The 22,947-nt window shown below is 71.3% G+C and carries 22 protein-coding genes and 1 pseudogene; 11 read left to right on the top strand and 12 right to left on the bottom strand.

The features are described from left to right. A partial coding sequence (locus BLS95_RS45700) for a dihydrofolate reductase family protein (RefSeq protein ID WP_176993737.1) occupies positions 1 to 283 on the bottom strand: 283 nt, incomplete at its 3' end. A 241-nt stretch (positions 284 to 524) separates the two neighbouring features. Between BLS95_RS45700 and BLS95_RS45695 the strand changes: the two genes are divergently transcribed. Beyond that, a complete protein-coding gene (locus BLS95_RS45695) occupies positions 525 to 842 on the top strand; it encodes a sensory rhodopsin transducer (RefSeq protein ID WP_143044171.1) in 318 nt (105 codons plus the stop codon). A gap of 28 nt (positions 843 to 870) precedes the next feature. Here the strand turns inward: BLS95_RS45695 and BLS95_RS45690 are convergent, their stop codons facing one another. After that, positions 871 to 1,461: a dihydrofolate reductase family protein gene (locus BLS95_RS45690; RefSeq protein ID WP_090945887.1), complete on the bottom strand. Its 591-nt coding sequence runs from the start codon at positions 1,459 to 1,461 to the stop codon at positions 871 to 873. Between the two features lie 184 nt (positions 1,462 to 1,645). Here BLS95_RS45690 and BLS95_RS45685 point away from each other — a divergent pair, with 184 nt between their 5' ends. Next, positions 1,646 to 2,824, top strand: coding sequence for a L,D-transpeptidase (locus tag BLS95_RS45685; RefSeq protein WP_090945886.1), 1,179 nt, complete (start codon positions 1,646 to 1,648; stop codon positions 2,822 to 2,824). A gap of 133 nt (positions 2,825 to 2,957) precedes the next feature. On the opposite strand, the gene BLS95_RS45680 is transcribed toward BLS95_RS45685, so the two are convergent. Continuing rightward, entirely contained in the window at positions 2,958 to 4,760 is a 1,803-nt protein-coding gene (locus tag BLS95_RS45680; protein ID WP_090945885.1) for a thiamine pyrophosphate-dependent enzyme, read from the bottom strand. 156 nt (positions 4,761 to 4,916) lie between these two features. After that, on the bottom strand, positions 4,917 to 5,786 hold the full coding sequence (locus tag BLS95_RS45675) for a TIGR03619 family F420-dependent LLM class oxidoreductase (RefSeq protein WP_090945884.1): 870 nt from the start codon (positions 5,784 to 5,786) through the stop codon (positions 4,917 to 4,919). Positions 5,787 to 6,036: 250 nt separating this feature from the next. Between BLS95_RS45675 and BLS95_RS54965 the strand changes: the two genes are divergently transcribed. Together BLS95_RS54965 and BLS95_RS45670 are read left to right on the top strand one after the other, a co-directional pair. Further along, the gene (locus tag BLS95_RS54965) at positions 6,037 to 6,381 is read left to right on the top strand and encodes a hypothetical protein (protein ID WP_143044170.1); all 345 of its coding nucleotides are present in this window, start codon (positions 6,037 to 6,039) and stop codon (positions 6,379 to 6,381) included. Between the two features lie 150 nt (positions 6,382 to 6,531). Beyond that, positions 6,532 to 8,013 (top strand): MFS transporter, encoded by a 1,482-nt coding sequence (locus tag BLS95_RS45670; protein ID WP_143044169.1) that lies wholly within the window; start codon positions 6,532 to 6,534, stop codon positions 8,011 to 8,013. A gap of 45 nt (positions 8,014 to 8,058) precedes the next feature. Here BLS95_RS45670 and BLS95_RS45665 read toward each other — a convergent pair whose 3' ends face one another. Further along, positions 8,059 to 9,009: a hypothetical protein gene (locus tag BLS95_RS45665; protein WP_143044168.1), complete on the bottom strand. Its 951-nt coding sequence runs from the start codon at positions 9,007 to 9,009 to the stop codon at positions 8,059 to 8,061. Between the two features lie 8 nt (positions 9,010 to 9,017). Further along, positions 9,018 to 9,566 carry an RNA polymerase sigma factor gene (locus BLS95_RS45660; RefSeq protein WP_090945881.1) on the bottom strand — a complete coding sequence of 183 codons (549 nt, stop codon included), beginning with the start codon at positions 9,564 to 9,566 and terminating at the stop codon, positions 9,018 to 9,020. Positions 9,567 to 9,767: 201 nt separating this feature from the next. Between BLS95_RS45660 and BLS95_RS45655 the strand changes: the two genes are divergently transcribed. Together BLS95_RS45655 and BLS95_RS45650 are read left to right on the top strand one after the other, a co-directional pair. Further along, the gene (locus BLS95_RS45655) at positions 9,768 to 13,928 is read left to right on the top strand and encodes a SpoIIE family protein phosphatase (RefSeq protein ID WP_245765685.1); all 4,161 of its coding nucleotides are present in this window, start codon (positions 9,768 to 9,770) and stop codon (positions 13,926 to 13,928) included. Beyond that, positions 13,912 to 14,235, top strand: a complete 324-nt coding sequence (locus tag BLS95_RS45650; RefSeq protein WP_090945879.1) for an STAS domain-containing protein — start codon at positions 13,912 to 13,914, stop codon at positions 14,233 to 14,235. The genes BLS95_RS45655 and BLS95_RS45650 overlap by 17 nt, the downstream gene beginning before the upstream one ends. 62 nt (positions 14,236 to 14,297) lie before the next feature. Here the strand turns inward: BLS95_RS45650 and BLS95_RS45645 are convergent, their stop codons facing one another. From BLS95_RS45645 to BLS95_RS60045, 3 genes and pseudogenes are all read right to left on the bottom strand, one after another. Next, the gene (locus BLS95_RS45645) at positions 14,298 to 14,675 is read right to left on the bottom strand and encodes an ATP-binding protein (protein WP_176993736.1); all 378 of its coding nucleotides are present in this window, start codon (positions 14,673 to 14,675) and stop codon (positions 14,298 to 14,300) included. Positions 14,676 to 14,805: 130 nt separating this feature from the next. After that, positions 14,806 to 15,222 (bottom strand): STAS domain-containing protein, encoded by a 417-nt coding sequence (locus BLS95_RS45640; RefSeq protein WP_090945877.1) that lies wholly within the window; start codon positions 15,220 to 15,222, stop codon positions 14,806 to 14,808. 77 nt (positions 15,223 to 15,299) lie between these two features. Next, positions 15,300 to 15,785 (bottom strand): annotated as a pseudogene (locus BLS95_RS60045) (acyl-homoserine-lactone synthase); the annotation flags it as partial. Positions 15,786 to 16,169: 384 nt separating this feature from the next. Here BLS95_RS60045 and BLS95_RS45630 point away from each other — a divergent pair. Beyond that, positions 16,170 to 17,537: an MFS transporter gene (locus BLS95_RS45630; protein WP_090945875.1), complete on the top strand. Its 1,368-nt coding sequence runs from the start codon at positions 16,170 to 16,172 to the stop codon at positions 17,535 to 17,537. A 65-nt stretch (positions 17,538 to 17,602) separates the two neighbouring features. Here BLS95_RS45630 and BLS95_RS45625 read toward each other — a convergent pair whose 3' ends face one another. Beyond that, positions 17,603 to 18,238, bottom strand: coding sequence for a TetR/AcrR family transcriptional regulator (locus tag BLS95_RS45625; RefSeq protein ID WP_090945874.1), 636 nt, complete (start codon positions 18,236 to 18,238; stop codon positions 17,603 to 17,605). A 161-nt stretch (positions 18,239 to 18,399) separates the two neighbouring features. Between BLS95_RS45625 and BLS95_RS45620 the strand changes: the two genes are divergently transcribed. The 4 genes from BLS95_RS45620 to BLS95_RS45605 all read left to right on the top strand — a co-directional run bounded on the left by BLS95_RS45620 (position 18,400) and on the right by BLS95_RS45605 (position 21,358). Then, a complete protein-coding gene (locus BLS95_RS45620) occupies positions 18,400 to 18,774 on the top strand; it encodes a nitroreductase family deazaflavin-dependent oxidoreductase (RefSeq protein ID WP_090945873.1) in 375 nt (124 codons plus the stop codon). Positions 18,775 to 18,898: 124 nt separating this feature from the next. Further along, entirely contained in the window at positions 18,899 to 19,819 is a 921-nt protein-coding gene (locus BLS95_RS45615; RefSeq protein WP_090945872.1) for an NADP-dependent oxidoreductase, read from the top strand. Positions 19,820 to 19,891: 72 nt separating this feature from the next. Continuing rightward, on the top strand, positions 19,892 to 20,668 hold the full coding sequence (locus BLS95_RS45610) for an Fpg/Nei family DNA glycosylase (RefSeq protein ID WP_090945871.1): 777 nt from the start codon (positions 19,892 to 19,894) through the stop codon (positions 20,666 to 20,668). Positions 20,669 to 20,773: 105 nt separating this feature from the next. Then, positions 20,774 to 21,358: a carboxymuconolactone decarboxylase family protein gene (locus tag BLS95_RS45605; protein ID WP_090945870.1), complete on the top strand. Its 585-nt coding sequence runs from the start codon at positions 20,774 to 20,776 to the stop codon at positions 21,356 to 21,358. A gap of 41 nt (positions 21,359 to 21,399) precedes the next feature. On the opposite strand, the gene BLS95_RS45600 is transcribed toward BLS95_RS45605, so the two are convergent. Together BLS95_RS45600 and BLS95_RS45595 are read right to left on the bottom strand one after the other, a co-directional pair. Then, entirely contained in the window at positions 21,400 to 21,717 is a 318-nt protein-coding gene (locus tag BLS95_RS45600) for a hypothetical protein (protein ID WP_143044167.1), read from the bottom strand. Positions 21,718 to 21,731: 14 nt separating this feature from the next. Further along, positions 21,732 to 22,820, bottom strand: coding sequence for a zinc metalloprotease (locus tag BLS95_RS45595; RefSeq protein ID WP_218136297.1), 1,089 nt, complete (start codon positions 22,818 to 22,820; stop codon positions 21,732 to 21,734). Between the last annotated feature and the right edge of the window lie 127 nt (positions 22,821 to 22,947).

Here is a 22,947-nt window from a genome sequence, read left to right as displayed (position 1 = left end):
TGCGGGTGGCCACGTACTTGGGCATGTTGTTGATCCAGGCGCCCTCCTCGTCCGGCACGTGGGGCCAGTGCGAGGACAGGATGTCGTAGGACCGGTGGCCCAGCAGCATGCCGGTCGTCTCGGCGAACACGCCGCCCATGATCTCGCCGAAGCCCTCGTCCACGTGCGGGGCCAGCCAGCCGCTGTAGGGGAAGTTGTGGTCGTCGTCCTCGCCCGGCCCGCCGGGGGCCTGCATGATGCCGTCCAGGGACAGGAACGCCGCGACCACGAGCTTGCTCGCCATGATGTACTCCTCCGCATATTTTCTGGGGCTTTGGTGGGCCCCTTGACCTGTGCCCACAGCTTCGCGGGGCCGGTTTACGGATCGCTTAAGGCTTTCCTACGGCCGGCCCGCCAACGACCTTGATCCCCGGTGCGTGGCGGTGCTTCATCGAGGTCACATGACACCTGTCACCTGCTCCGCGATAGATCCCGTCCTGGCGGGGTAGCGGGACGGCTGCCGCAGCAGCAGACGGGAGTCGCACATGAGCACCATGGCGGGGAACTGGAAGATGACGATCGCGGACGGGTGCATGCCCGGCGACCGGCTCGGCCTGTTCAACCTCAGCTCCGGCAACGCCCACGTCGAGCTGACGTTCTGCGCGGAAGGCGGGCGGCCGCTGGGGCCGTTCCTCCTGGTCGTGCCCGCGCAGCGCACGCGGTCTCCCGCGCTGGACGACCTGGTGGAAGCCCCTCCCCCGGGCCGGTCGTACTCCGTCGTGGTGGTGTCGGACGTGCCGGTGCTCGTGCGGCCGCAGCCGGCGGACCAGGCCGTCCACGGACGACGGCGGCCGGCGGCCTGACCGTTCACCCCTGCTCCCGCGGGGAGCGCTATCGGCGGACCTCGTACCGCAGATGGGTGACCCGGTCGCCCTGGACGATCTCGGGGTCGCCGAGCAGCGCGGGCGGACCGTCGTACGCGCCGAAGAACCGTACGCCCTTGCCGAACACCACCGGGACCAGATCGACCTGGACCTCGTCCACCAGGCCGGCGGCCAGGGCCTGGCCCAGCAGGTCGCCGCCGGTCAGCGACACGTCCCTGTCCCCGGCGGCGGCCTTGGCCCGGGCGATCGCACTCGCCAGGCCGTCGGTGACGAACGTGAACGGCGCGCCGGGGAACGGCCAGTCCGCCGGTGGTTCGTGGGTGACCACGAAGACCGCCTCGCCCGCCGCGGGGCGGCCGTTCCAGCCGTTGGTGAGGTCGAACAGGCGGCGGCCGATCACCGCCGTGCCGATCCGCGACCAGGTCGCCTCCAGGTAGGCGGCGCTGGCGGGCGAGACGTGGAAGACCCGTTCCGGGTCGCCGCCGTTGAAGGGGACGTCCCCGTTGTTGTACCAGTCGAAGAGCGGGCCCACCCGGTCCGACTCGTCGGCGATGAAGCCGTCCAGCGAGACCGTCGCCCGCGCGATCACCTTGCCCATGTTCTGTGGCTCCCTTCTCAGTGGCGGGTAGTACGGCGAGCCGCGACCGATGTTGCCAGGCGGTAGCCACCAATTACGACATCTCCGCATGATTACCCTCAGTGAGGGAATACCACGCTCCGTACCCTATAGGGCTGCCTAGCCTGACATATGCCTGTTTGTCGGGGGACTGGAGGCATCGACGATGCGGAACGCCGGGACCGTACTTCTCAGCACGCTCACCGCGGTGCTGCTCCTGATCGCGGGCTGTGCCTCGGGCGGTCCGGAAACGTCGCCCGCCGGGCCACCGGGACAGGGCTCGGCGGCCAAGCTGTCGATCACACCCGCCGACGGCTCGAAAAGGGTCCCCCCTGACACCTCGATCACGGTCAAGGTCAGCGGCGGCCAGGTCACCAGGATGACCGTCACGGACGCCAAGGGACACCAGGTCACCGGGAGCGCGAGCGCGGACGGGACGTGGCGGCCCACCTGGCCGTTGCGGCCGTCGGCGGCGTACCGGGTGACCGCGCAGGCGACCGGCACGGACGGCAAGCAGGTCACGGCGCAGGCCGAGTTCACCACGCTGAAGCCGAAGCAGGTGCTGGAGAGCGGCATGTCGCCGCTGAACGGTGAGAAGGTCGGCGTCGGCATGCCCGTCCAGCTCCTGCTGTCGAGGCCCGTGATCACCCAGGCCGACCGGGCCAGGGTCGAGCGGTCGCTGACAGTACACATGTCCAAGCCGGTCGTGGGCGCCTGGAGCTGGGTGAGCGACCGGGAGGTGCAGTTCAGGCCGCGCGAGTACTGGCCGCCCGGTCAGAAGGTCACGGTCGTCGCCCACCTGGCCGGGCTGCGGATCGGCCGGAGCGTGTGGGGCACCAGGAACCGCATCCTGACGTTCACCGTCGGTCGCGAGCACATCACCACGATCCACAACGCCACCCATCGAGCGGTCGTACGCGAGGACGGCAAGGTCGTCAAGACCATCCCGGTCAGCCTGGGCAAGCGCGGCGAGGCCAGCTACTCCGGCACCATGATCGCCCAGGAGAAGGCCGAGTCGACCCTCATGGACTCGGCCACCATCGGCCGGCCGGGCGAGTACCGCGCCCATACCAAGTGGAACGTCAGGATGACCTACAGCGGCATGTTCTTCCACTCCGCGCCCTGGTCGATCAGCGCGCAGGGCCGCCGCAACGTCAGCCACGGCTGCGTGAACGCCAGCCCGGCCAACGCCCGCTGGTTCTACCGGTTCACGCAGCGGGGGGACATCATCAAGGTCACGGGCACGGCGCGCAAGCTCCGGTTCGGCAACGGGCCCACGCCGTGGGCCAAGTCCTGGCGGGAGTGGCTGGCGGGCAGCGCCCTCGGCACCCCCATCAACGCCTGAACGAGCACACCCATCAACGCCTGAACGAGCACACCCATCAACGCCTGAACGCCGCACCCCGCGCGTTCCCTCGCTGAGAGCCCCTCGGCCCGCGCCTTCGCACGGCGGCGGCGCGGGAGAGGCGGGACGGAGGCTAGAGATGGCGGGCCAGGCCGGACCGGTGCTGCTGGAGGGCCGGGGACTGGGCCACGCGCCCTTCTTCCAGGAGGTTGCGGGCCATCCGGGAGGCCGCCGGCTCGCCCTTGTCGAACGCCTGGACGAGGTGCTCGGCGTGGGCGGGCTTGAGGCTCTCGCCGAACGGCGCCTCGTACGGGTCCGTGATCGCCTCCACGAGGCAGGGGCCGTCGTGCGCCATCGCCCGCTCCAGGACCGCGGCCGCGTCGGACGGGTCCTCGATGCGGAAGGCCTCCAGGCCGCACGCCCGCGCCACGGCGGTGAAGTCGATGGGGTGGAGCGCGCAGCCGTACTGGGGATTGCCCAGCATGGCGTTCTGCTCCCAGACCTCCAGGGCGAGGGAGTTGTTCTGCAGGACGACCACCTTGACCGGCAGGTCGTGCTGGCGCAGGGTCACGAGCTCCCCCATCCCCATGGACAGGGCCCCGTCGCCGGTGAAGGCGATGACCGGGCGGTCAGGGCAGGCGATCTGCGCGCCGATCGCGTAGGGCAGCGCGGAGCCCATCGTGCACAGGGTTCCGGAGAAGGAGTAGTTCATGCCCGCGCGCAGTCTCAGGCGCCCGCCCCAGGCGGTGACCGTGCCGGCGTCGCTCGTGACGATGGCGCCGTCCGGCAGCGCCTTCGACAGCTCCCAGGTCACGACCTGCGGGCGCATGGGCGTTCCGGAGGAGGCGGCCTGGTCGCCGATCAGCTCCCACCAGGCGCGGTAGCTCTCCTGCGCCTGCTCCAGGAAGGAGCGGTCGGTCCTGCGCCGCAGCAGGGGGGCGAGTGCCGTGAGTACGGGCCCGGCGTGCCCGACGAGCCCGACCTCGACGGGATAGCGGAGGCCGATCCGGTCGGCGTTCAGATCGATCTGGACCGCCCTCGCCTGACCGGGCTCCGGCCAGAAGTCGTAGTAGGGCGTGGACGAGCCGACGACGAGGAAGCCGTCGCACCGCTCGAACACCTCGTGCGAGGCCCGCGTCCCGATCAGCCCCATGCCGCCCGTGGTGTACGGGCTGTCGTCCGGTACGCAGTCCTTGCCGAGGCCCGCCTTGACGATGGGCGCCCCGAGCACCTCGGCGACCCGTTCCAGCTCCGACCCGGCGCCGCGGGCCCCCGCCCCGGCGCAGATGGCGATCCGCTCGCAGGAGTTGAGCACCTCGGCCGCCGCGCTGAGCCGCTCGTGCGGCGGCATCACCTGGAACGGCTGCGCGGCCAGGGACGTGTGGCCCGGGATGTTCTTGGTGGAGGCGGTGTCCTGCGCGAGCGTCCACGACTGGATGTCGATCGGGATCGCCAGGTGCGCCGGGGCGCGGTTCATCAGCGCGCTCCGTACCGCCAGGTCGGTGACCGTGACGGCATGGGCCGGGCCCATGACGCGCTCGGAGTAGAGGCACGCGTGCTCGAAGAGCCGGTCGGACGGCACGTCCTGGAGCTGGTGCGCGCCGATCGTGTCGTGGTACGACAGCCCGGTCACCGCGATCACCGGGGCACCGTCGATCCGCGCGTCGTACAGGCCGTTGAGCAGGTGGATCGCGCCCGGGCCCGCGGTGGCCACGCAGGCGGCGGGACGGCCGGTGAACTTCGCGAAGCCCACGCAGGCCAGGGCCGCGTTCTCCTCGTGCCGGACGTGGACGAACCGCATCTCCGGATGGGTGCGCAACGCCTCGAAGAAGCCGTTCACCTGGTCCCCGCAGATGCCGAAGCAGGTGTCCACACCCCAGGCCAGCAGGCGCTCCACGATCAGATCGGATGTGGTCCTATGGTCGTCGTTCCCCATCACGCCCTCCCACCCCCGTGCGGCGCTCCAGGACGGAGATGCCCGGCCCTCGACGGGGGTGAACTCCCGCCATCACGATGGCCCGGAATACGGCACGCCATGGTTGGGCCAAGCCACGCCATCAGCGGACCGGCGGACCGGCAGGCCGGGTCGGCGCTAAGGCTGATCGCCGCCGGCGACCTGGCCGACGCGCGCGACCAACTCGTCAGGATCGGTCTCGAACGGGTGCCAGAACACGTGGTGGGCGCCCAGCGTCCTGGCCCGCTCCAGGTCCTCGGCCACCTGCTCGGGCGAACCGGTGAGCGGCATGCGCTCGTCCAGCGGCTGGTCCGTGATCGGGCCGTTCACCTGGAACACCAGCGGCCCCGGCCCCTTGCCGTACGCCTCGACGGTCTGCCTGACCTGCTCCCAGTCGAAGACCACGATGGTCAGCCCCAGCCCGAGCGCGACCGCCCGCTCGACGGCCGCGGGCGCCGCCGCGCCCGCCAGCAGGGTCAGCCCTGCCGGCTTCGGGCCGATCTCCGACTCGGGGATCGTGTAGAAACGGCCCGAGAAGCTCACCGGGTCGGGGCCCCAGCACGCGCGCATGGCCCGCAGGTGCTCCTCGAACCCGGCTCCGCGCCGGCCCGTGGGCACGCCGACCGCCTCGAACTCCTGCGCCATCCAGCCCTGCCCAAGCCCGATCATGGCCCGGCCGCCGCTGAGCCGGTCGAGCGTGGCCAGCCGTTTGGCCAGCACGACGGGGCTGTGGAACAACGCGTTGACCACGCTCGTGCCCAGGCGGATCGTGCTGGTCCTGGCGGCCACGAACGCCAGCGTCTCCAGCGGGTCGTAGACGCAGGCGTTGTTGTCGGGGAGCCGCACGGGCTGGTCCATCCCCAGCATCGACGCCTGGGCCGGGCGCAGGAGCCGTTCGAACGCCCATACCGCCCCGAGCCCCGCGCGTTCGGCGTCCTGCGCCACCTGGACGATCTTCTCCGGGTCGATGTGCCGTCCCGAGACGGGAAGGCCGATTCCGAGATCCATGTCGAATGTCCCTTCTCTCGCTCTATGTCAGACCTGGAGTGAGGCCGAAAGTCATCGGGATCGCGATCATGCGGGGCGGCGCCTTCACCTCGGCTTCATCGGCGGCCCGGCCTTGACCCGCAAAGGCCGGGAAATGCCCGGCTGTTGTCCTGGCAGCCGGCGCCACAGCGGCAGATAGTGATGAGCGGCATGGCAGAGAGTGGGCTCTCATGCCGGTCGAACTGTCACCACTCCAATGAAAGGGGTAACGATGTCGCCAACCGCCAAAGGACTCGTCGGTGGAATCGCCGCCGCGTTGTTGCTGACGATCGGGTCGGCGTCCACCGCGCTCGCCTCCTCCTCCGCGCCCGCCGGTCAGGTCTGCGTGAACGCGGTCTCCCCTCCGGGGCAACTCTGCGTACCGGGCACACCCGGTTTCACGGCGGTGCGGGCGACCATATCGTCGGCGTACAACTGGAGTTCGTACGCCGTAGTCCTGCGGCCGGCCGCGGGAGTCAGCGTCGGCTGCATTAAGCCGGGCGACACCGCCACATATCCGCGCAACTTCGAGCTTGCCGGTATCCAGGTGCTTTCCAGCGCCACGTGTGCCGTGTAGACAGCCGGTAACGGGCGAGTTTATCGCCGTGACATAACGGAAAGTCATCACTCATGTCATGCGCGAGCACGCGCGAGGGGTCATCGCGCCCATGATGTCCCCTCGCCCGGGCCGGGCGCTGCGACGGCGGACGCTGACCGGCAGAACGACGTGATCCCAGGGCGGCGCGCCGCGATGCGGGCCGTGCTCGACCGGGCCACGCGCAGGGCGTCCATCGTGGTGGGCGGCCAGGCACGGCTCCGGGTCATCGCCCTGCTCGCCGGCGTTCTCTCCCTGGTGGCCGCCGATCTGGGAACCGTCGGCGCGGTGGGCGTGGAGATCAAGCAGTCGCTGGGCCTCAGCAATGCCGGCCTGGGATCCCTGATCGCCGTCCCCTCCGCCGCTGGCGCCCTCGCCGTCCTGCCCGTCGGTGTCCTGACGGACCGCCTGCACCGGGTGAGGTTCCTGGCCACCTGCATCGTCCTGTGGAGTCTGGCCATGGTGGTCGGCGGCCTGGCCGATTCGCTCTCGTGGCTACTGCTCTCCCGGGTGGCGCTCGGGGCGCTGACCGCCGCCGCCGGGCCCACGGTCGCCTCGCTCGTCGGCGACTTCTTCCCGCCCGGCGAACGGGGCCGGATCTACGGCTTCATCCTGAGCGGTGAGACGCTCGGCGCCGGCTTCGGCCTGGTGGTCGGGAGTGCCATCGCCCACTTCCTGTCATGGCGCGCCGCGTTCTGGTTCCTCGCGCTCCTGGGCCTGATCTTCGTGTTCGTCATCACCCGCCACCTGCCCGAGCCGAAGCGGGGCGGCCAGAGCCGGTTGCCGGAGGTGCTCACGTCGAGGACGAAACCGGCCGGCGGCGCCCAGGCGGGGCGGGACGACGCGGCCCGCCGCGCGGTGCGCCGGCGCGGCATCGGGCCCGATCCCGCGCTGGTGCTCCGCCACAACCCGGCACGCATGTCCCTGTGGCGGGCGACCCGATACGTGCTCAGCATCCGCACCAACGTCGTCCTGATCGCCGCCTCGGTCATCGGATACTTCTTCTTCGCCGGGCTGCGGACCTTCGCCGTCGTCTTCGTGCACGAGCAGTACGGCCTCGGCCAGGCGGGCCTGACCGGCATGGTCCTCGTCCTGGGTGTCGGCGCTCTCCTCGGGGTGCTCAGTGGCGGGCGCGTCGCCGACGGGCTGACCCATCGGGGGTACATCAGCGCCCGCCTGGTGGTCCCCGCGGTCGCCTACGTGGCCGGCGCGGCCTTCTTCGTCCCCGGACTGCTCACCACGTCGGTGGTGATCGCGCTGCCGTTCCTGCTCGTCTCGGCCGCGTCGATGGCGGCGGCCCTGGCCCCGCTGGACGCCGCCCGTCTCGACGTCATGCACTCCCGGCTCTGGGGCCGGGCGGAGAGCGTCCGCACGTTCCTGCGGGTGGGCGCGGAGGCCGTTGCCCCGCTGACCTTCGGCCTTCTGGCCGACGTGCTGGGCCCGAGCGGCACGACCAGCGCGCAGGGGTTGCGGTACACCTTCCTGATCATGCTGGTTCCGCTGGTGACGAGCGCGATCGTGCTGCTGCACGGCAGGTACGCCTATCCGCGCGACGTCGCCACGGCCGCCGCCTCCGAACGCATGACAGGCGCGGACCGCAGGCGTGTCCAGTAGCCGGAGAGCCCCGGGGCCGTCCCTCCGAAACGTGGCCGCTCCCGGTCACTCCTTGATGAACGCGTCGCGCGGTCCGCCGTACACGGGGTTCTTGTCCAGCCGGTGCTCCGTGACGAGCAGCCGGATCACTCCCTTGGCGTTCTCCTCCCCCTCCCAGATGACCCAGTTGTCGGGTACGGGCTCCTCCTGCGTGCGGTCGATGCCGTATCCCCCGGGGTTCCCCGGTGGGACGGAGATGATCGCGAAGATCACCTTCTTGCCACGGCTCCTCAACTCGGGCAGGACCTGGCCGACGGTCTTCTCGTCCACGCGCAGCCCCGCCAGCGCGCTCCCCGGGTCGGTCCTGACGCGGAACTCCGGCTTGATCATCCTCGGCGGGGGCGCGGGCACCGGCTCGCAGGGCGCCACCGGGCCCTCCATCAGGTACGTCGTGGTCCCGCCGCCCTTGCCGCTGAGGGTCCAGACGAACGTCTGGCCGGGGCCGAACAGCTTGGTGTTGATGCGCATCTGCCAGCCCTCCGGCTCGCCGGGGATGTTCTCCGGCAGGCTGTACAGGCCGCGGGGGATGTCCTCCACGTGCTTCCCACGCGGCTCCCGGCACATCATGCCCTTGGGGACCAGGTCCACCATCGCGGGCACCTTCAGCTCCTTGAGCCGCCTTTCGAGCCCGGCGGCGTCGCCGAAGTCGCGGATCTGAATCGTCACCATCCCGTCGTTCAGGTTGACGGCGTACGAGCTGGGCACGTCCCGCAGCACGATCGGGACCACCGTGGCGCCCACGGCGAGCGCGGCCACGGCCGCCAACCCGAACGCCAGCCGCCTGGGCGTGTACCGGCGGCCGGTCCGCGGCGCCGTCGCCGGCTCCTGTGCGGTGATCACGGCCAGCAGCGCCCGCGCCGCCGGGCCGGACGGTTCCCCTCCCTGAGCGCCGGGCTCGACCCGGGCCAGCGGCTTGATCGCCTCGATCTCGTCGATGTCGTTCACAGCGTTCCTCACAGCTTTCCTCACAGTGGCCTCTCCACCGGGACCAGCCGGTTGTCTGCGGTTACGTGCACGCCCGCCGCGGCCAGCGCGCGGGACAGGCGCTTCCTGGCGCGGTGCAACCTGATGCGTACGGCGTTGCGGGACAGCCCCAGCGCCTTGGCGATCTCCTCGCGGTCCAGGCCCTCCCAGGCCACCAGCGACAGCAACTCCCGGTCGTCGTCAGGCAGGCTCCTGAACGCCCGGCCGATCGCGTCCAGCTCGACCTCGGTGTCCGGGGAGTGCCCGTACAGGTCGACCAGCTCGGCGTCGAGCTCCGCCGTGCGCGCCCGGCGGCGGTTGTCACCCCGGAAGTGGTTGGCCAGGACCTTGCGCGCCACGCCGTACAGCCAGAGCGTGGCCTCGGCGCCCTCCGGCAGCTCGTCCACCCGGCGCCAGGCGACGGTGAAGGTCTCCGCCACCACGTCGGCGGCGTCCTGCGGAGAGTCGCAGCGGCGCGCGGCGTAGGCCGTGATCTGGCCGTAGGCCCGGTTGTAGGCGGCCTCGAACTTGGCCGGCCGCTCGTCAGCCACGGGCGGTTCCCATGCTGATTCTCCTCATCGGATCATTTATGCGGACACCTACGCCTATGTGCGCTCATCGCCCATCATTTCCGTCGCCCCGACCGCGTCATGAGCCGACTGCATCATCACCCGTCTCCTGGGCAGCAAGAGCAATGGCTCTGCAAAGCACTTTGGTGGTATTCGGTGGGGTGTGAGCGAACAGGATGTCCGGTGACACCGGCGAGCGACGACGGCCGTGAGCCCACGGCGGCTCCCGACGTGTTCGCCGCCGACGAGTCGGTCGGCCGGGATCTCCGCCTGGTGGACTGGTCGGCGACCCCACTCGGGCCGCCGGCCGGCTGGCCGCAGAGCCTGCGGACCGCGGTGAGCATCCTGCTGTCGTCCCGGTTCTCGATGTGGATGGCCTGGGGACCCCAGCTGACCTTCTTCTGCAACGACGCCTACCGGCGGGACACGCTGGGCCAGAAGTATCCGTGGGCGCTGGGGCGGCCGGCCGGCGAGGTGTGGGCGGAGATCTGGGACGACATCGGCCCGCGGATCAACAGCGTCCTGTCCGTGGGGGAGTCCACCTGGGACGAGGCGCTGCTGCTGTTCCTGAAACGGTCGGGATATCCCGAGGAGACCTACCACACGTTCTCCTACAGTCCCCTGCGGGATGACGACGGCCGGGTGGTCGGCATGCTGTGCGTGGTCAGCGAGGACACCGAGCGGATCATCGGTGAGCGGCGCATGGCGACGTTGCGGGACCTCGGCTCCGACCCGAGCGTCGTACGTACCGAGGAGGAGATCCTGGCCTTCGCCGGCGATCAGCTCGGCAGGAATCCGCAGGATCTCCCGTTCACGGTGACCTACCTGTTCGGCGACGACGAGCGCGCGCACCTGGCGGGCACGACGGGGATCTCCCCGCAGCACCCGGCCGTCCCGGCCACCCTGACGGTCGGAGATCCGGCCGGGGTGTGGCCGACGGCGGCGCCGGCCCGGGGGGAGTCCGTGCTGGTGAACCTGGACGGCGCCCCGTTCACCGGCCTGCCGGCCGGGGGCTGGCCGCAACCGCCCACCCGGGCCCTGGTCGTGCCGCTGCCGCGGCAGGGCGGCACGCCGTACGGCTTCCTGGTGGCCGCGTTGAACCGGTACCGGCCGCTGGACGAGGGTTACCGCGGGTTCGTCGAACTGGTCGCCGGGCACGTCGCGGCGGGGATCGCCAGCGCCCGCAGCTACCAGGCCCAGCAGCGGCGGGCGGAGGAACTGGCCGAGCTGGACCGGGCCAAGACCGCCTTCTTCTCCAACATCAGCCACGAGTTCCGCACCCCGCTCACCCTGATCATGGGGCCGGTGGAGGAGCTGCGCCGCCGGCTGACCGACGCGGACGAGCGGACGCGGGAGGAACTGGAGGCCATCGGCCGCAACGGGCTGCGGCTGAGCAACCTGGTCAACAGCCTGCTGGACTTCGTACGCATCGAGGCCGACCGCATGCAGGCCCGCTACGAGCCGGTCGACCTGGCCGCGGTCACCGCCGAACTGGCCAGCGTGTTCCGCTCCGCCTTCGACAGAGCCGGCCTGGCCTTCGAGGTCGACTGCCCCTCCCTGGACAAGCCGGTGTACCTCGACCGCGGCATGTGGGAGAAGGTGATCCTCAACCTGCTCAGCAACGCGCTGAAGTTCACCTTCGACGGCTCCGTCCGGGTGTCGGTACGGCCGGACGACGCCCACGCCGTGGTCACCGTCGAGGACACCGGCGTCGGCGTGCCCGCCGAGGAGGTGTCCCGGCTGTTCGAGCGGTTCCATCGCGTCGAGAGCGCCCGCTCCCGCTCCAACGAGGGCAGCGGCATCGGACTGGCGCTGGTGAAGGAGCTGGTCGACCTGCACGGCGGCACGATCACGGCGCGGAGCACCGAGGGCGAGGGCACCGCGTTCACCATCTGCCTGCCCTTCGGCGCCGCCCACCTCCCGGCCGAGTCGCCGGCCTGGGCCACCGGCTCCGCCGCGGTCTCCACCACCGCCGACCCCTACCTCCAGGAGGCGCTGCGCTGGCTGCCCGCCGACGACGCCGGCGCCCCGGTCACGGACCCGGCCGAGGGGACGCGGTCGCCGTCCGCCTCCCCGGTACGGGTGCTGATCGCCGACGACAACACCGACATGCGCGAATACCTCTCCCGCCTCCTGACCGACGCCGGCTACCGGGTCCAGGCGGTCAACGACGGCCAGGCGGCCCTGGAGTCCGCCCTCGCGGCCGCTCCCGACCTGGTGATCAGCGACGTGATGATGCCGCGGCTGGACGGCCTGTCGCTGGTGGGGGCGTTGCGCGCGGATCCGCGTACCGCGTCGGTGCCCGTGCTGCTGCTGTCCGCGCGGGCCGGGCAGGAGGCCTCCATCGAGGGCCTGCGGGCCGGCGCCGACGACTACCTGGTCAAGCCGTTCTCCGCCGCCGAACTGCTGGCGCGGGTGCGGACGAAGGTGGAGCTGGCCCGGCTGCGCGGTCACCATGCCCGCTGGCGCACCGCCCTGCTGGAGTCGCTCCAGGAGGCGTTCTTCGTCTGCGACGAGACCGGGGCGGTCATCGAGATCAACGCCGCGTTCACCGAGATCCTCGGCTACGGCGTCGACGGCCTGCCGTACCGGCCGGTGTTCCCCTGGTGGCCGGACCCCGCCATCGACCCCGAGGCGCACCGGCAGGCGGCCGACGCCTTCGCGGCCATGCTCGACCGGCGCCAGGGCACGTACACCGTCCCCGCCACCCACCGCGACGGCCACCGCCTGTGGATCAGCGTCAACGGCAACCAGGCGCAGGACCCCGACACCGGCCGCCGCGTGGTCGTGGGCACCTTCCGCGACGTCACCGCCGAGCACTACTTCATCCAGCGCGAAAGCGCGCTCGCCGCGCTCAGCACCCGCCTGTCCAGGGCTTCCAGCCAGACCGACGCGCTGATCGGCGCGCTGGCCGAGCTGAAGGACCTGTGGCGGGCCCGGCGCGTGCTGGCCGCCCTCTTCAGCCAGGGGGACGAACCCACCCTGACCTCCACCGACCTTTCGCTCTCCTGGCACGACCTGCCCGCCCAACACCGCCATGCCCTCGGCGACCTGCGCCACCGGCCCCCGCTCACCCCGATCACCGACCACACGGGCGCGGGCATCGTGCTCGACCACCCCGACGGCCCGCTGACCCTGTGGATCGAGCTGGGCGACCTGCGGCCCTTCACCAGCGAGGACGAGCTGCTGCTGGCCCTGCTGGCCGGCCACCTCGCCCAGGGGCTGGCCCGCGCGCACCAGATCGACCAGCAGCGCGAGACCGCCATCGCCCTGCAACGGGCCATCCTCGGCCCTTCCCGCCTGCCCGACGGCTTCGCCGTCCGCTACGAACCCGCCACCCGCCCCCTGGAGGTCGGAGGCGACTGGTACGACATCGTCGACCTCCCCGACGGCCGCATCGGCATCGTGGTCGGCGACTGCGTCGGCCACGGCCTGAAGTCGGCCACCGTCATGGGGCAGCTACGCAGCGCCTGCCGCGCCCTGCTGCTGCAGGACTCGAAGCCCGCCCAGACCCTCATGGCGCTGGACCACTTCGCCGCCCAGCTCCCCCACGCGATCCACACCACCGTCTTCTGCGGCGTCCTCGACCCCGCGACCGGGCACCTGACCTACTCCAGTGCCGGGCATCCTCCGGGCATCCTGGCCCACCCCGACGGCGGCCACCACCTCCTCGAAGGCGGCCGCTCGCTCCCCCTGGCCGTACGCCCCGGCAGGATCCGCCCCGAGGCCGAGCACACCATCCCGGCCCGCGGCACCCTGCTGCTGTACACCGACGGCCTCGTCGAGCGCCGCAAGCGCCCACTCGACGTGGGCATCGACCAGGCGGGCGAGGTCGTCCAGGAGGGCAGGGGGCTGTCCCTCGACGAGCTCGCCACCCGGATCATGACCCGGATGGCCCCCGCCGGCGGCTACGACGACGACGTCGCCCTGCTGCTGTACCGGCATCCGGCCCCGCTGCGGATGGCCTTTCCCGCCGAGTCCTCCCAGCTGGCACCCGTACGCCAGGCCCTGCGTACCTGGCTCGCCCAGTGCCGGCTCCCTGTGCTGACCCAGCAGAGCGTGCTGATCGCGGCCGGCGAGGCGTGCGCCAACGCGATCGAGCACGGGCACCGTGACACGCCCGGCGACACCGTCCGGCTGCACGCCGAGGTCCTCGTCGACGACCTGTGGCTCACCGTCGCCGACACCGGCAGCTGGAAGACTCCGCAGCCCCGGCCCGACTCCAACCGCGGGCACGGCACCGACCTGATGCGCGCCATGATGCAGCGCGTCACCATCACTTCAAGCCCCGAGGGCACCACCGTCGACATGCACACGAGGATCGCCGATGACCACCCCGCTTGACCTGACCCCCGGCCGCCGCCCGGACGGCACCGCCCTCCTTACGGTCGCCGGCGAGATCGACATGAGCAACACCGCCGCCCTCGCCGACGCGGTGACCGCCGCGCTGCGCGGGACCGCGGGTCTCCTCGTCCTGGACCTGACCGCCGTCGACTACCTCGACAGCGCCGGGCTGGCGGTCCTGTTCGACCATGCCGAGCGCATCGAAGTGATCACCGGTCCGCTCCTGGCGCCGGTCCTGACCATCTCCGGACTCACCGGCCTGGTCACCGTCCACAACACCGAGCCGAAGAAGCCGCACACCACGTAAAGCCGCCCACCACCTCACGCATCCCGCGTCCGGCGTTCCGCGTCCCGCCCGTCGAGCGCCGGCTACCGGAGCTCGTCGGAGAGCCGGTCCGCCGATGACGTGGCCGGGTCCTCGAAGAACATGGACAGCCGCAGGTGGGTCCGGCCGCCCGGATGATCGAGCCATACCTCATCACACACCTGACGAACCAGCCACAGCCCCATCCCGCGCGTGGCGACCGGGCCGGGAACCCGCTGGAGATGCTCGGTTGTCAGGGTGCCTGCGTCGTCCGTGACGTGCACGGTCACGCCGCGCTCGTCGCCGCATGCGCGCAAGGTGCCGGTGCCACCCGCGTGCTCCAGCACGTTGGTGACGATCTCGTTGACCGCCATGACGAGCAAGCCGGCACGATGTTCGGTCATGCCCGCCTCCATCGCGAAGCAGTGCACGAGGTCGCGCATGAAGGCAAGGTCGTGACTGATCGGAACGTCCAATGCCAACCGCTCCCCCATTGCCCCCATATCCTCCTACAGGGTGTGATTTATGAGCCCAGAACCTGCCTCTGGCCGGACGACGCGGAAGTAAACGTCCTTACACGCCCGGTGGCGCCGGACGGTGCGTCGCGGTGTCCTCCCCGGAGGCCCGCCCGGGGCCCGGCGGCGCGGCCACACCACGCAGCGCCTGGTCCACGTCGTCATGGGTGGGCAACAGCTCGATCAACCCGGTGACGTGCAACAACAAGGCCAGCGGGCCGTTCACGCCGACCAGGCGCAACCAGCCGTCGGCCGCGACCGCCCGGTCACGCGCCTGCGCCAAGGCCCGCAGGCCGCTGGAGTCGCAGAAACTCAGGCGAGTCACATCGACGACCACGGCCGGCGGCCGCAGGTCACTCAGCGCCTCGTCGAGGCGCTCGGCCAGGCTCGGCTGAGTGAGCCTGTCCAGCTCACCCTCAAGCGAGATCAGGCGGTAAGCCGACCGGCGTGTGACGTTGATGGACAGAATGGTCATCGCGAGTCATCCCACCGTCGACGATGGAGCCGCCCCTTTTCTCCGGTCCTCGAAGCGACATGTGATCCACACCTTATTCACCGGTGTGGCGGCGGCGCTAGGCGGGGTTGACGCCCTTCAACCGCCGGTCGCGTCACCACCCCGGCAGTGCACCTCCGCCTCCGGCGCGGGACGTACGTTCTCCAGGAAATCCCTGGTCGACGTGGCGTAGGCGGAGCAGAGCAGCTTGCCGACGCGCGTCGCCCGCCGTCGCCGAGGCGGCGGGTGTCCACGCCCATGGCGTTCACGCTGCGTTCCAGGGCCACGCTGGAAACCGCGACCACCGTGTCACCGCGCTGGTCGACCCAGCGGAACGCCTCCCGGAGCAGCGCGCGAGCCAGCGGCCCGAGCCCCCCGGGCCCCGCAAGCCGCCCCGACGGCCCGGTACGGGAGCGGGCGTGACCGGTCGCCAGCCGGCTGATCTCCCAGACGGCCGGATCGCGGGGGGCCGGGCCACCACGCAGCATCCCGGCGAAGACGTCGCGGAGCATGTAGGGACCGTCGGTGGGCAGCAGCCGGCAGCATCCCGTGACCTCCCGGCAGCTCGCCCGCCCCGCCGGCCACGATGCGTTGCGCGCACCTCTCCCCCGGCACCTCGTCCACGAGCACCCCGCGCGTCAAGCGACTCCTCCGCGACCGCCTGCCTGCCGGTGCCCGCGGAACCCGAGACCTCTGGACGATAGGGGCGGCCGGCGGCCGGTGTCTTCGTGACATCGCGCAAGATCGGGGCGCGGCGCGGGATCGCATTCGTCACATCGCACGAACCCGGCAACACCCGGCACCGCTTCGCACTGGTGCATCTGGATGTGATGTACGACACTCTTCCTAGAACTCTGTTCCAGAACAGCGTTCTGGTGGACCCGCATCCCATGCACCACCCGGGGGGACCGACCGCGGAGGAGAAAGTCATGGTGAAGACCGTCGCCCGCGTACGCCGCCGACTCGGATCCCCGCCACCTGGCGGCATCAGCCCGTCCGATCCCAATCCCTTCGGGTGGGGGCCGTTCGTCGTGCTGTTCATCGTCGGCATGGTCGATCGCATCGAACACAACCTGATGTCCGGCGTGCTGCCCCTGGTACAGGCCGAATGGGGCTTCAGCGACACCGCCGCCGGATCCATCCCGACCGCCTCGGCGCTGGCCGCCGCCATCGTCGCGCTGCCTGCCGGATACCTCGCCGACCGTCACAGCCGTACCAAGATCATTGCGATCGTGGTCTTCTGCTGGGCCCTGGTCACCCTCGGCTCCGGCCTGGCCGCCGGGTTCGCCGTCTTCTACCTCACGCGGGTGCTGCTCGCCGCCGCCGAGAACGTCGACAACCCCGCCGTGGGCAGCCTGCTCGCCGACTACTACCCCGCCGCCACCCGCATGCAGGTGTACGGCTGGACCCGGATGACCACCTACCTCGGCGGCGTCGGCACCCTGCTGGGCGGCGTGATCGGCCAGGCGTACGGCTGGCGGGCCGCCTTCCTGCTGATGGCGATCCCGGGAGCGCTGACCGCCGTCCTCGTCTGGCGGCTGCGCGAGCCCCAGCGCGGCCAGATCGACAAGCTCATGGCCACCGCCGCGACACCTCCACCCACCGCCGCGGTACCCCCGCAGACCCCGCCGCCCGGTGCCGGCGCGAAGCCTCTCTTCTGGCGTCAGGTGCGCCAGGTTCTGGCCATCCGCACCCTGGTCCTCGTCGGCCTCGGCATCATGATCCTCACCTTCGGCCTCGGCGGCGTCTACTACTGGCTGCCCTCCCTCATGGTCCGCGTCTTCGGCATGGAGACCGGCGTCGCCAGCAGCATCAGCGGCGGCATCACCATCGTGGGCGTGCTGGCCGGCACCGTGGTCGGCACCTACCTCGGGAAGCGGATGCACGGGCGGGTCAAGGGCGGCAGGCTGCTCGTCGGCGGCGCCGGCATCACCATCGGCTCGGCCCTGCTCGGCGTCGCCCTGCTCATGAGCTCCACCGTGGCGCTGGTGATCCTCATCCTGCTGGCCGTCACGATCTCCTCCACCGCGATCCCCACGTGCACGGCCTGCGTCGCCGACGTCGTGACGGCCACGTCGCGCGGTGTCGGCTTCGCCGTCCTTCAGGTCCTGCTGACGATCGGCGTCGCCTTCGGCCCCCTCGTCGTCGGCATGACCTCCGACGCCACCGGCTCCCTCCTGCTCGCCATGTACGCGCTGATCGTCCCCATGGTCCTCGGCGGCCTGGTGGTCCTGGCCGCCCGCGGCTCGTACGAACGGGAGGCGGCCCGGGTCCTCGACGACGCCCGCACCTCCTGACCCCGCGAAACCCGTGCCCCGCCCGCCGGGCACGGGTTCCGTCCGGCGACAGCGACCTGGGAGCGCTACTTCCGGCGGGCTTCGAGCGCGTCCAGGATCAGATCCAGGCCGTAGCCGAACTCGGTCGAATAGTCGTAGCCGGGCCGCAGGGCGTGATCGACGATCATCTCCGTGAGGTACGGCAGCTCCTCCGCCGGCAGGTTCTCCAGGATGCCGCCGGCCACGTCCTCGACCTCTTCCGGCGTCTTCAGCGGCAGGTTCGCCTCCTGCAGGACGAACCCGCCGACGTAGCTGTCGATGAGCGAGACGGCGTGCGCGGCCATCGGCAGCGTGAACCCCGCCCTCCGCAGGACGCCGAGGACGGCGTCGTGGTGGCGGAGCGTGGCGGGCCCCGGGTCGCGGCGGGAGTCCATGAGGCCGAGCGCCCAGCTGTGCCGTGACAGGACCGCACGCGCGGAGGACGCACGGGCCCGGATCGCGTCGCGCCAGTCGTCGTCCCGGCCCCGGGCGGCCCCGTTCCCGGCGCCGGGCAGCTCGATCGCCGCGAACACCATGTCGACGACGCCGTCGAGAATCGCGTCCTTGTTCGGTACGTGGTGGTAGAGCGACATCGCCTCCACCCCCAGTTCCTGCGCGACCTTGCGCATCGTGATCGCCGCCACGCCGCCGCGGTCGGCGACCCGGACGGCGGCTTCGAGCACGCGGTCTCTGCTGAGCGGTTGGGGTGGTGGTGACACGACGGCTCCGGGGTGGGCGGGTTGACAACCTTACGAGCGTAAGCCAACCTTACTACCGTAAGTCGCCTTACTGGTGTAAGTCTCGCGAACCACGACGCCTGCCCGGACGAGAAGGAGAGATCCCGATGCCGATGCCCATGTGGTGGGGGCACGTGAACAAGCGGGTGTTCAACCCGCTGGCGATCAACGGCGGCAAGTGGCCGGTGCTGATCCACGTCGGGCGCGTTTCCGGCGCGACGTACCGCACACCGCTCGACGCCCATCCGGTCGACGGCGGCTACCTGTTCGTCCTGGTGTACGGATCGCGCTCGGACTGGGTGCGGAACGTGCTGGCCGCCGACAGCGCACGGCTCCGGGTGGACGGGAGGGAGGTGGACCTCGCCGCCCCCCGCCTCGTCGGGAGGGACGAGGCGTTCCGGGCGCTCCCGGCCGGGGTGGCCCGCCCGCCGAGGCTGCTCCGCATCACCGAGTTCCTCCGCATGGACCTGGTCGCCGGCTGACGATCGACGCCGAGCGCGGGTGGCCCTGGGGGAACGGGCCCGAAGTCCCGCACGGCGCCGCTGACCTGGCACGACGCCCGGACCGCGCGGAATGCGATCAGACCCGGCGTCGGTTGTTCCCTACATGAAGGCAATCGTTCTGGACAAGTACGGCTCGGCCGACGATCTTCACCTCGTTGACCTTCCCGATCCCAAGGTCGCTCCGGGCGAGGTACTGATCCGGGTGAAGGCCGCGGGCGTGAACCCCGTCGACTGGAAGCTCGCCGCCGGCTACCTCGATCCGATCATGTACACCGATTTCCCGCTCATCCCGGGCTGGGACGTGGCGGGGGTCGTCGAGCGCGTCGGCCCCGACTCCCCGGAGTTCGCGGTCGGCGACGAGGTATACGGCTACGTGCGCAAGGACTGGGTGCAGTACGGCACGTACGCGGAGTTCGTCTCGGCCAACGTACGCATGCTCGCCAAGAAGCCCACGTCCCTGAGCTGGGAGCAGGCGGCCGGGGTGCCGCTGGCCGGGCTCACCGCGTACCGGTCGATCAGGCGGGCCGGCGTGACGGAGGGCGACACCGTACTGATCCATGCCGCCTCGGGTGGCGTCGGGTCGTTCGGGGTGCGGATCGCGGCGGCGCTCGGCGCCCGGGTGATCGGCACCGCGAGCGAGCGCAACCACGACTTCCTCCGCTCCCTGGGAGCCGAGCCCGTCACCTACGGCGAGGGGCTCGCCGACCGGGTGCGCGCGCTGGCGCCCGGCGGCGTGGACGCGGCCCTCGACTTCGCCGGCGGGGACGCCATGGAGGTGTCCCTCTCACTGGTACGCCGGCCGCAGCGCGTGGTGTCCATCACCACCGACGCCGCCGAGAAGCACGGCGGCCACTACGTATGGGTCCGCCCCGACCCCGCCGACCTGGCCGCGCTGGCGAGCCTCGCCGACGAGGGCAAGCTGACCGTACACGTGGACCGCGCCCTGCCCCTCGCCGAGGCCGCGGAGGCGTGGCGGCTGAGCGCCTCCGGCCGGACCCGCGGAAAGATCGTCCTGACCGTCTGACCCACGATCCGGTGTCCCCGCAGCGGGCGGGGACCGGGGATGAGGTTGGGCAATGTGGGGAGGTCATGCCGTATGCCGGAACTGCCGGACGTGGAAGGCTTCCGCCGGGTGCTGTCCGAGCACACCGGCGAGCCGATCAGGGCCGTACGCGTGCACGACCCCGGGATCCTGCGCGGCACCAGCGCCCGGCGCCTGGCCGCCGCGCTGCGAGGGCACCGGTTCGAGCAGCCCAGACGGCACGGCAAGTGGCTGATCGCGCCCGCCGGCGGGCCGGTGCTGATGCTGCACTTCGGCATGACCGGCTCGCTGTCCTGGCATCCCCCGCACGAGCCACGGCACCGGCATGACCGGGTCGTCTGGCAGTTCGACGACGGCGAGCTGCGCTTCCGCGACATGCGCAAACTCCAGGGCATCCGCCTCGCCGACGACGAGCGCCAGGCCGAGCGGGTGATCGGCGACCTCGGCCCCGACGCGCGCGACGTGTCACGCGAGCGCTTCGACGACCTGCTGTCGCGCCGCCGGGGACGGCTCAAATCGGTGCTGACCGACCAGACCGTCCTCGCCGGCCTCGGCAACCTTCTCGCCGACGAGATCTGCTGGCGCGCCCGCGTCAACCCCCAGCGGGCCGCGAACGACCTGAACGAAACCGAACGCGCCGCGCTGTACCAGGCGATGCGCCGCGTCCTGCGCGAGTCGATCAAGGCAGAACGCGTGCCCCCGCGTGACACCTGGCTCACCGGTGCCCGCGACGAGCCCGACGGCCCCTGCCCGCGCTGCGGCACCCCTCTGTCCCGCCGCCGCATCACCGGCCGCACCACCGTCTGGTGCCCCGGCTGCCAACCCGCCTGAAGCCCCGCCCGTGGCCGGGAGCGCCGCCATGAACCGCTGTGAGCGGCCGGCAATCGTTTGGCAAGCGCGGTCGAAGATTCTCCTTCTGGGAGAGGGAGAATACATATGAGCGGATTCCTTCAGCCTGCGGAGGAGACTCCGGAGGCGCGGCGGCTGTTCGACGAGGACCTGGCCGAACTCGGCTACGTCATGAACGTCACGAAGCTCTGGGCCCACCAGCCGGACACCATGACGGGGCTGTTCGGCCTGCTGCGGCAGTGCGTCGAAGCAGGAGGGCTCGACCTGCGCACCCGCGGCATCCTGGTGACCGCCTGCGCGTCGGCCCTCGGGGACTCGTACTGCTCGCTGGCCTGGGGCGGCAAGCTGGCCGAGGCCGCCGACGCCCGTACGGCGTCGGGGGTGCTGCGGGGCGACGACGACGGGTTGACGCCTGAGGAGCGGGCGCTGGCGGACTGGGCGCGGAAGGTGGCCCGCGATCCCAACGCGATCGGCCAGGCCGACGTGCGCGCGTTGCGGGAGGCGGGATTCGACGACGGCCGGATCTTCGCGATCACCGTGTTCGTGGCGCTGCGGATCGCGTTCTCGACCGTCAACGACGCGCTCGGCGCACGTCCCGACGCCGCCCTCCGCACCACGGCACCGCAGTCTGTACGGGACGCCGTCACCTTCGGCCGCCCGATCGAGGACTAGCGGCGACGCGGCTTCGGCTGCCTCTCCCGCGCGACCCGGGGTCACTTGGCGAGGACGAGCCTGTCGTCCGCGCAGGAGACGACGGTGAGCTCGATCGGCGCGCCCTGCCCCGGCGGGAAGGCGACCCGGACGCGGCCGCCCTCCCCGGCTCGCCAGTGGCCGGTGACCGGCCGCGGACGGTCGTCAGGGCCGGGACGCAGCTCGACGAACGTCCCGTCCGCCCGGAACTCCAGCCCCCGCCGCACCCGCCGCGAGGGCGGGAACGGGTGGTCGGACGGCCGGTACACCGCCGTCGTCTCGCCGTCCTCCTCGTACGAGTGCAACCAGCAGCCGACGAGGCCCGACGGGGCGCAGCTCATCCTTCGCCCTCTGGTCAGCCGCCCGGATGGCGGGTGACCAGGCCGAGCGCCGAGCGGATGTCGTTGAGGACCTCCGTGGTCCGGCGCTCGGTGTCGTGCAGCAGCCGCGCCACCTCCCCGTCGAACGCGGGACCGGCCTGTGCCAGCACGGCCGCGGAGACCGCCCGCGCCTCCTGCCCGACCAGGAACGACGCCCGGGAACCCTCCAGGCAGGCGTCCATCCGGGTGGCCTGGCCCCGGGTGAACATGTACATGGCCGCGTCGTCGGTGTAGTCCATGTAGTTGACGAACATGTCGCCATTGGGACCGTTGTCGCAGGTGACGCGCGGGAAGGTGGGCTTTCCGGTGTTCGCGCCGGCCTGGTTCGGCGTGTCGGCGACCTTGTCGTCGCTGCTGCAGGCGCCGTCGTCGTCGCCCCAGATGTGGTAGAGGTCCAGCCAGTGGCCGATCTCGTGCGTCGCCGTACGGCCGCCGTCGAAGGGCCTGCTCGCCGTGCCCGTGGTGCCGAAGGCGGTGTGCAGGATGACGACGCCGTCGGTCTGCGGCGGGCCGCCGGGGAACTGCGCGTAGCCGAGCAGGCCGCCGCCGAGCAGGCAGACCCAGATGTTGAGGTACTGGTCGCTCGGCCAGGGGTCCGCTCCGCCGGTGGCGCCGGCCTTGACGGCGTCGTCCCAGGTGAAGCTGCGCCGCTCGGTCTCCACGCGGACGATCCCGTCGGTCGCCTCGCCGTGCGGGTCCCGCGTCGCGAGCCGGAACTCGACCCTGGCGTCCGCCACCAGCGGCTTCCAGACGTCGGGCACGTTCCGCACATCGGGATTGGCTGCCCTGAAGTCCTTGTTGAGCACGGCCAGCTGGCTGTGGATCTGCTCGTCGGAGATGTTCTGCTCCGGTGCCTGCGGGTTGTGCACCACGTGGACGACGACCGGCAACGTGACCACGCCGGTGCGCACGGACATGCGCATGCCCTGCTCGTACTGCAGCGCCCGCTCCTCGATCGTGGCGCGCCGGGCGCGGTAGGTCATGCTCTCGTTGAGCAGCCTGCGGTGCACGAGCATGGTGCCGCACAGGTCACGGGTGGGTGCTGGAGATCCATATTCGGACATGGAGCTGTACCTCCGGAGCTCGAACCGGGTGGCTCGCCTCGAAGCACACATGTACGTTTTATGTGCTTTTCGGCGCATATACCCGTACTTATTGGCCGGTCAAGCTCAGGAACTCGCAAACAACGCC

Origin of the sequence: Nonomuraea jiangxiensis (assembly GCF_900099965.1) — a bacterium.
Classification (GTDB): domain Bacteria; phylum Actinomycetota; class Actinomycetes; order Streptosporangiales; family Streptosporangiaceae; genus Nonomuraea; species Nonomuraea jiangxiensis.
The sequence above is the reverse complement of the archived record's forward strand: the minus strand, read 5'-3'. Positions and strand labels throughout refer to the sequence as shown.

Coding starts and splice junctions, on each gene's coding strand:
- BLS95_RS45695 (WP_143044171.1), top strand. CDS start 525: ATGAGCACCATGGCGGGGAACTGGAAGATGACGATCGCGGACGGGTGC.
- BLS95_RS45690 (WP_090945887.1), bottom strand. CDS start 1,461: ATGGGCAAGGTGATCGCGCGGGCGACGGTCTCGCTGGACGGCTTCATC.
- BLS95_RS45685 (WP_090945886.1), top strand. CDS start 1,646: ATGCGGAACGCCGGGACCGTACTTCTCAGCACGCTCACCGCGGTGCTG.
- BLS95_RS45680 (WP_090945885.1), bottom strand. CDS start 4,760: ATGGGGAACGACGACCATAGGACCACATCCGATCTGATCGTGGAGCGC.
- BLS95_RS45675 (WP_090945884.1), bottom strand. CDS start 5,786: ATGGATCTCGGAATCGGCCTTCCCGTCTCGGGACGGCACATCGACCCG.
- BLS95_RS54965 (WP_143044170.1), top strand. CDS start 6,037: ATGTCGCCAACCGCCAAAGGACTCGTCGGTGGAATCGCCGCCGCGTTG.
- BLS95_RS45650 (WP_090945879.1), top strand. CDS start 13,912: ATGACCACCCCGCTTGACCTGACCCCCGGCCGCCGCCCGGACGGCACC.
- BLS95_RS45645 (WP_176993736.1), bottom strand. CDS start 14,675: ATGCGCGACCTCGTGCACTGCTTCGCGATGGAGGCGGGCATGACCGAA.
- BLS95_RS45640 (WP_090945877.1), bottom strand. CDS start 15,222: ATGACCATTCTGTCCATCAACGTCACACGCCGGTCGGCTTACCGCCTG.
- BLS95_RS45630 (WP_090945875.1), top strand. CDS start 16,170: ATGGTGAAGACCGTCGCCCGCGTACGCCGCCGACTCGGATCCCCGCCA.
- BLS95_RS45620 (WP_090945873.1), top strand. CDS start 18,400: ATGCCGATGCCCATGTGGTGGGGGCACGTGAACAAGCGGGTGTTCAAC.
- BLS95_RS45615 (WP_090945872.1), top strand. CDS start 18,899: ATGAAGGCAATCGTTCTGGACAAGTACGGCTCGGCCGACGATCTTCAC.
- BLS95_RS45610 (WP_090945871.1), top strand. CDS start 19,892: ATGCCGGAACTGCCGGACGTGGAAGGCTTCCGCCGGGTGCTGTCCGAG.
- BLS95_RS45605 (WP_090945870.1), top strand. CDS start 20,774: ATGAGCGGATTCCTTCAGCCTGCGGAGGAGACTCCGGAGGCGCGGCGG.
- BLS95_RS45600 (WP_143044167.1), bottom strand. CDS start 21,717: ATGAGCTGCGCCCCGTCGGGCCTCGTCGGCTGCTGGTTGCACTCGTAC.
- BLS95_RS45595 (WP_218136297.1), bottom strand. CDS start 22,820: ATGTCCGAATATGGATCTCCAGCACCCACCCGTGACCTGTGCGGCACC.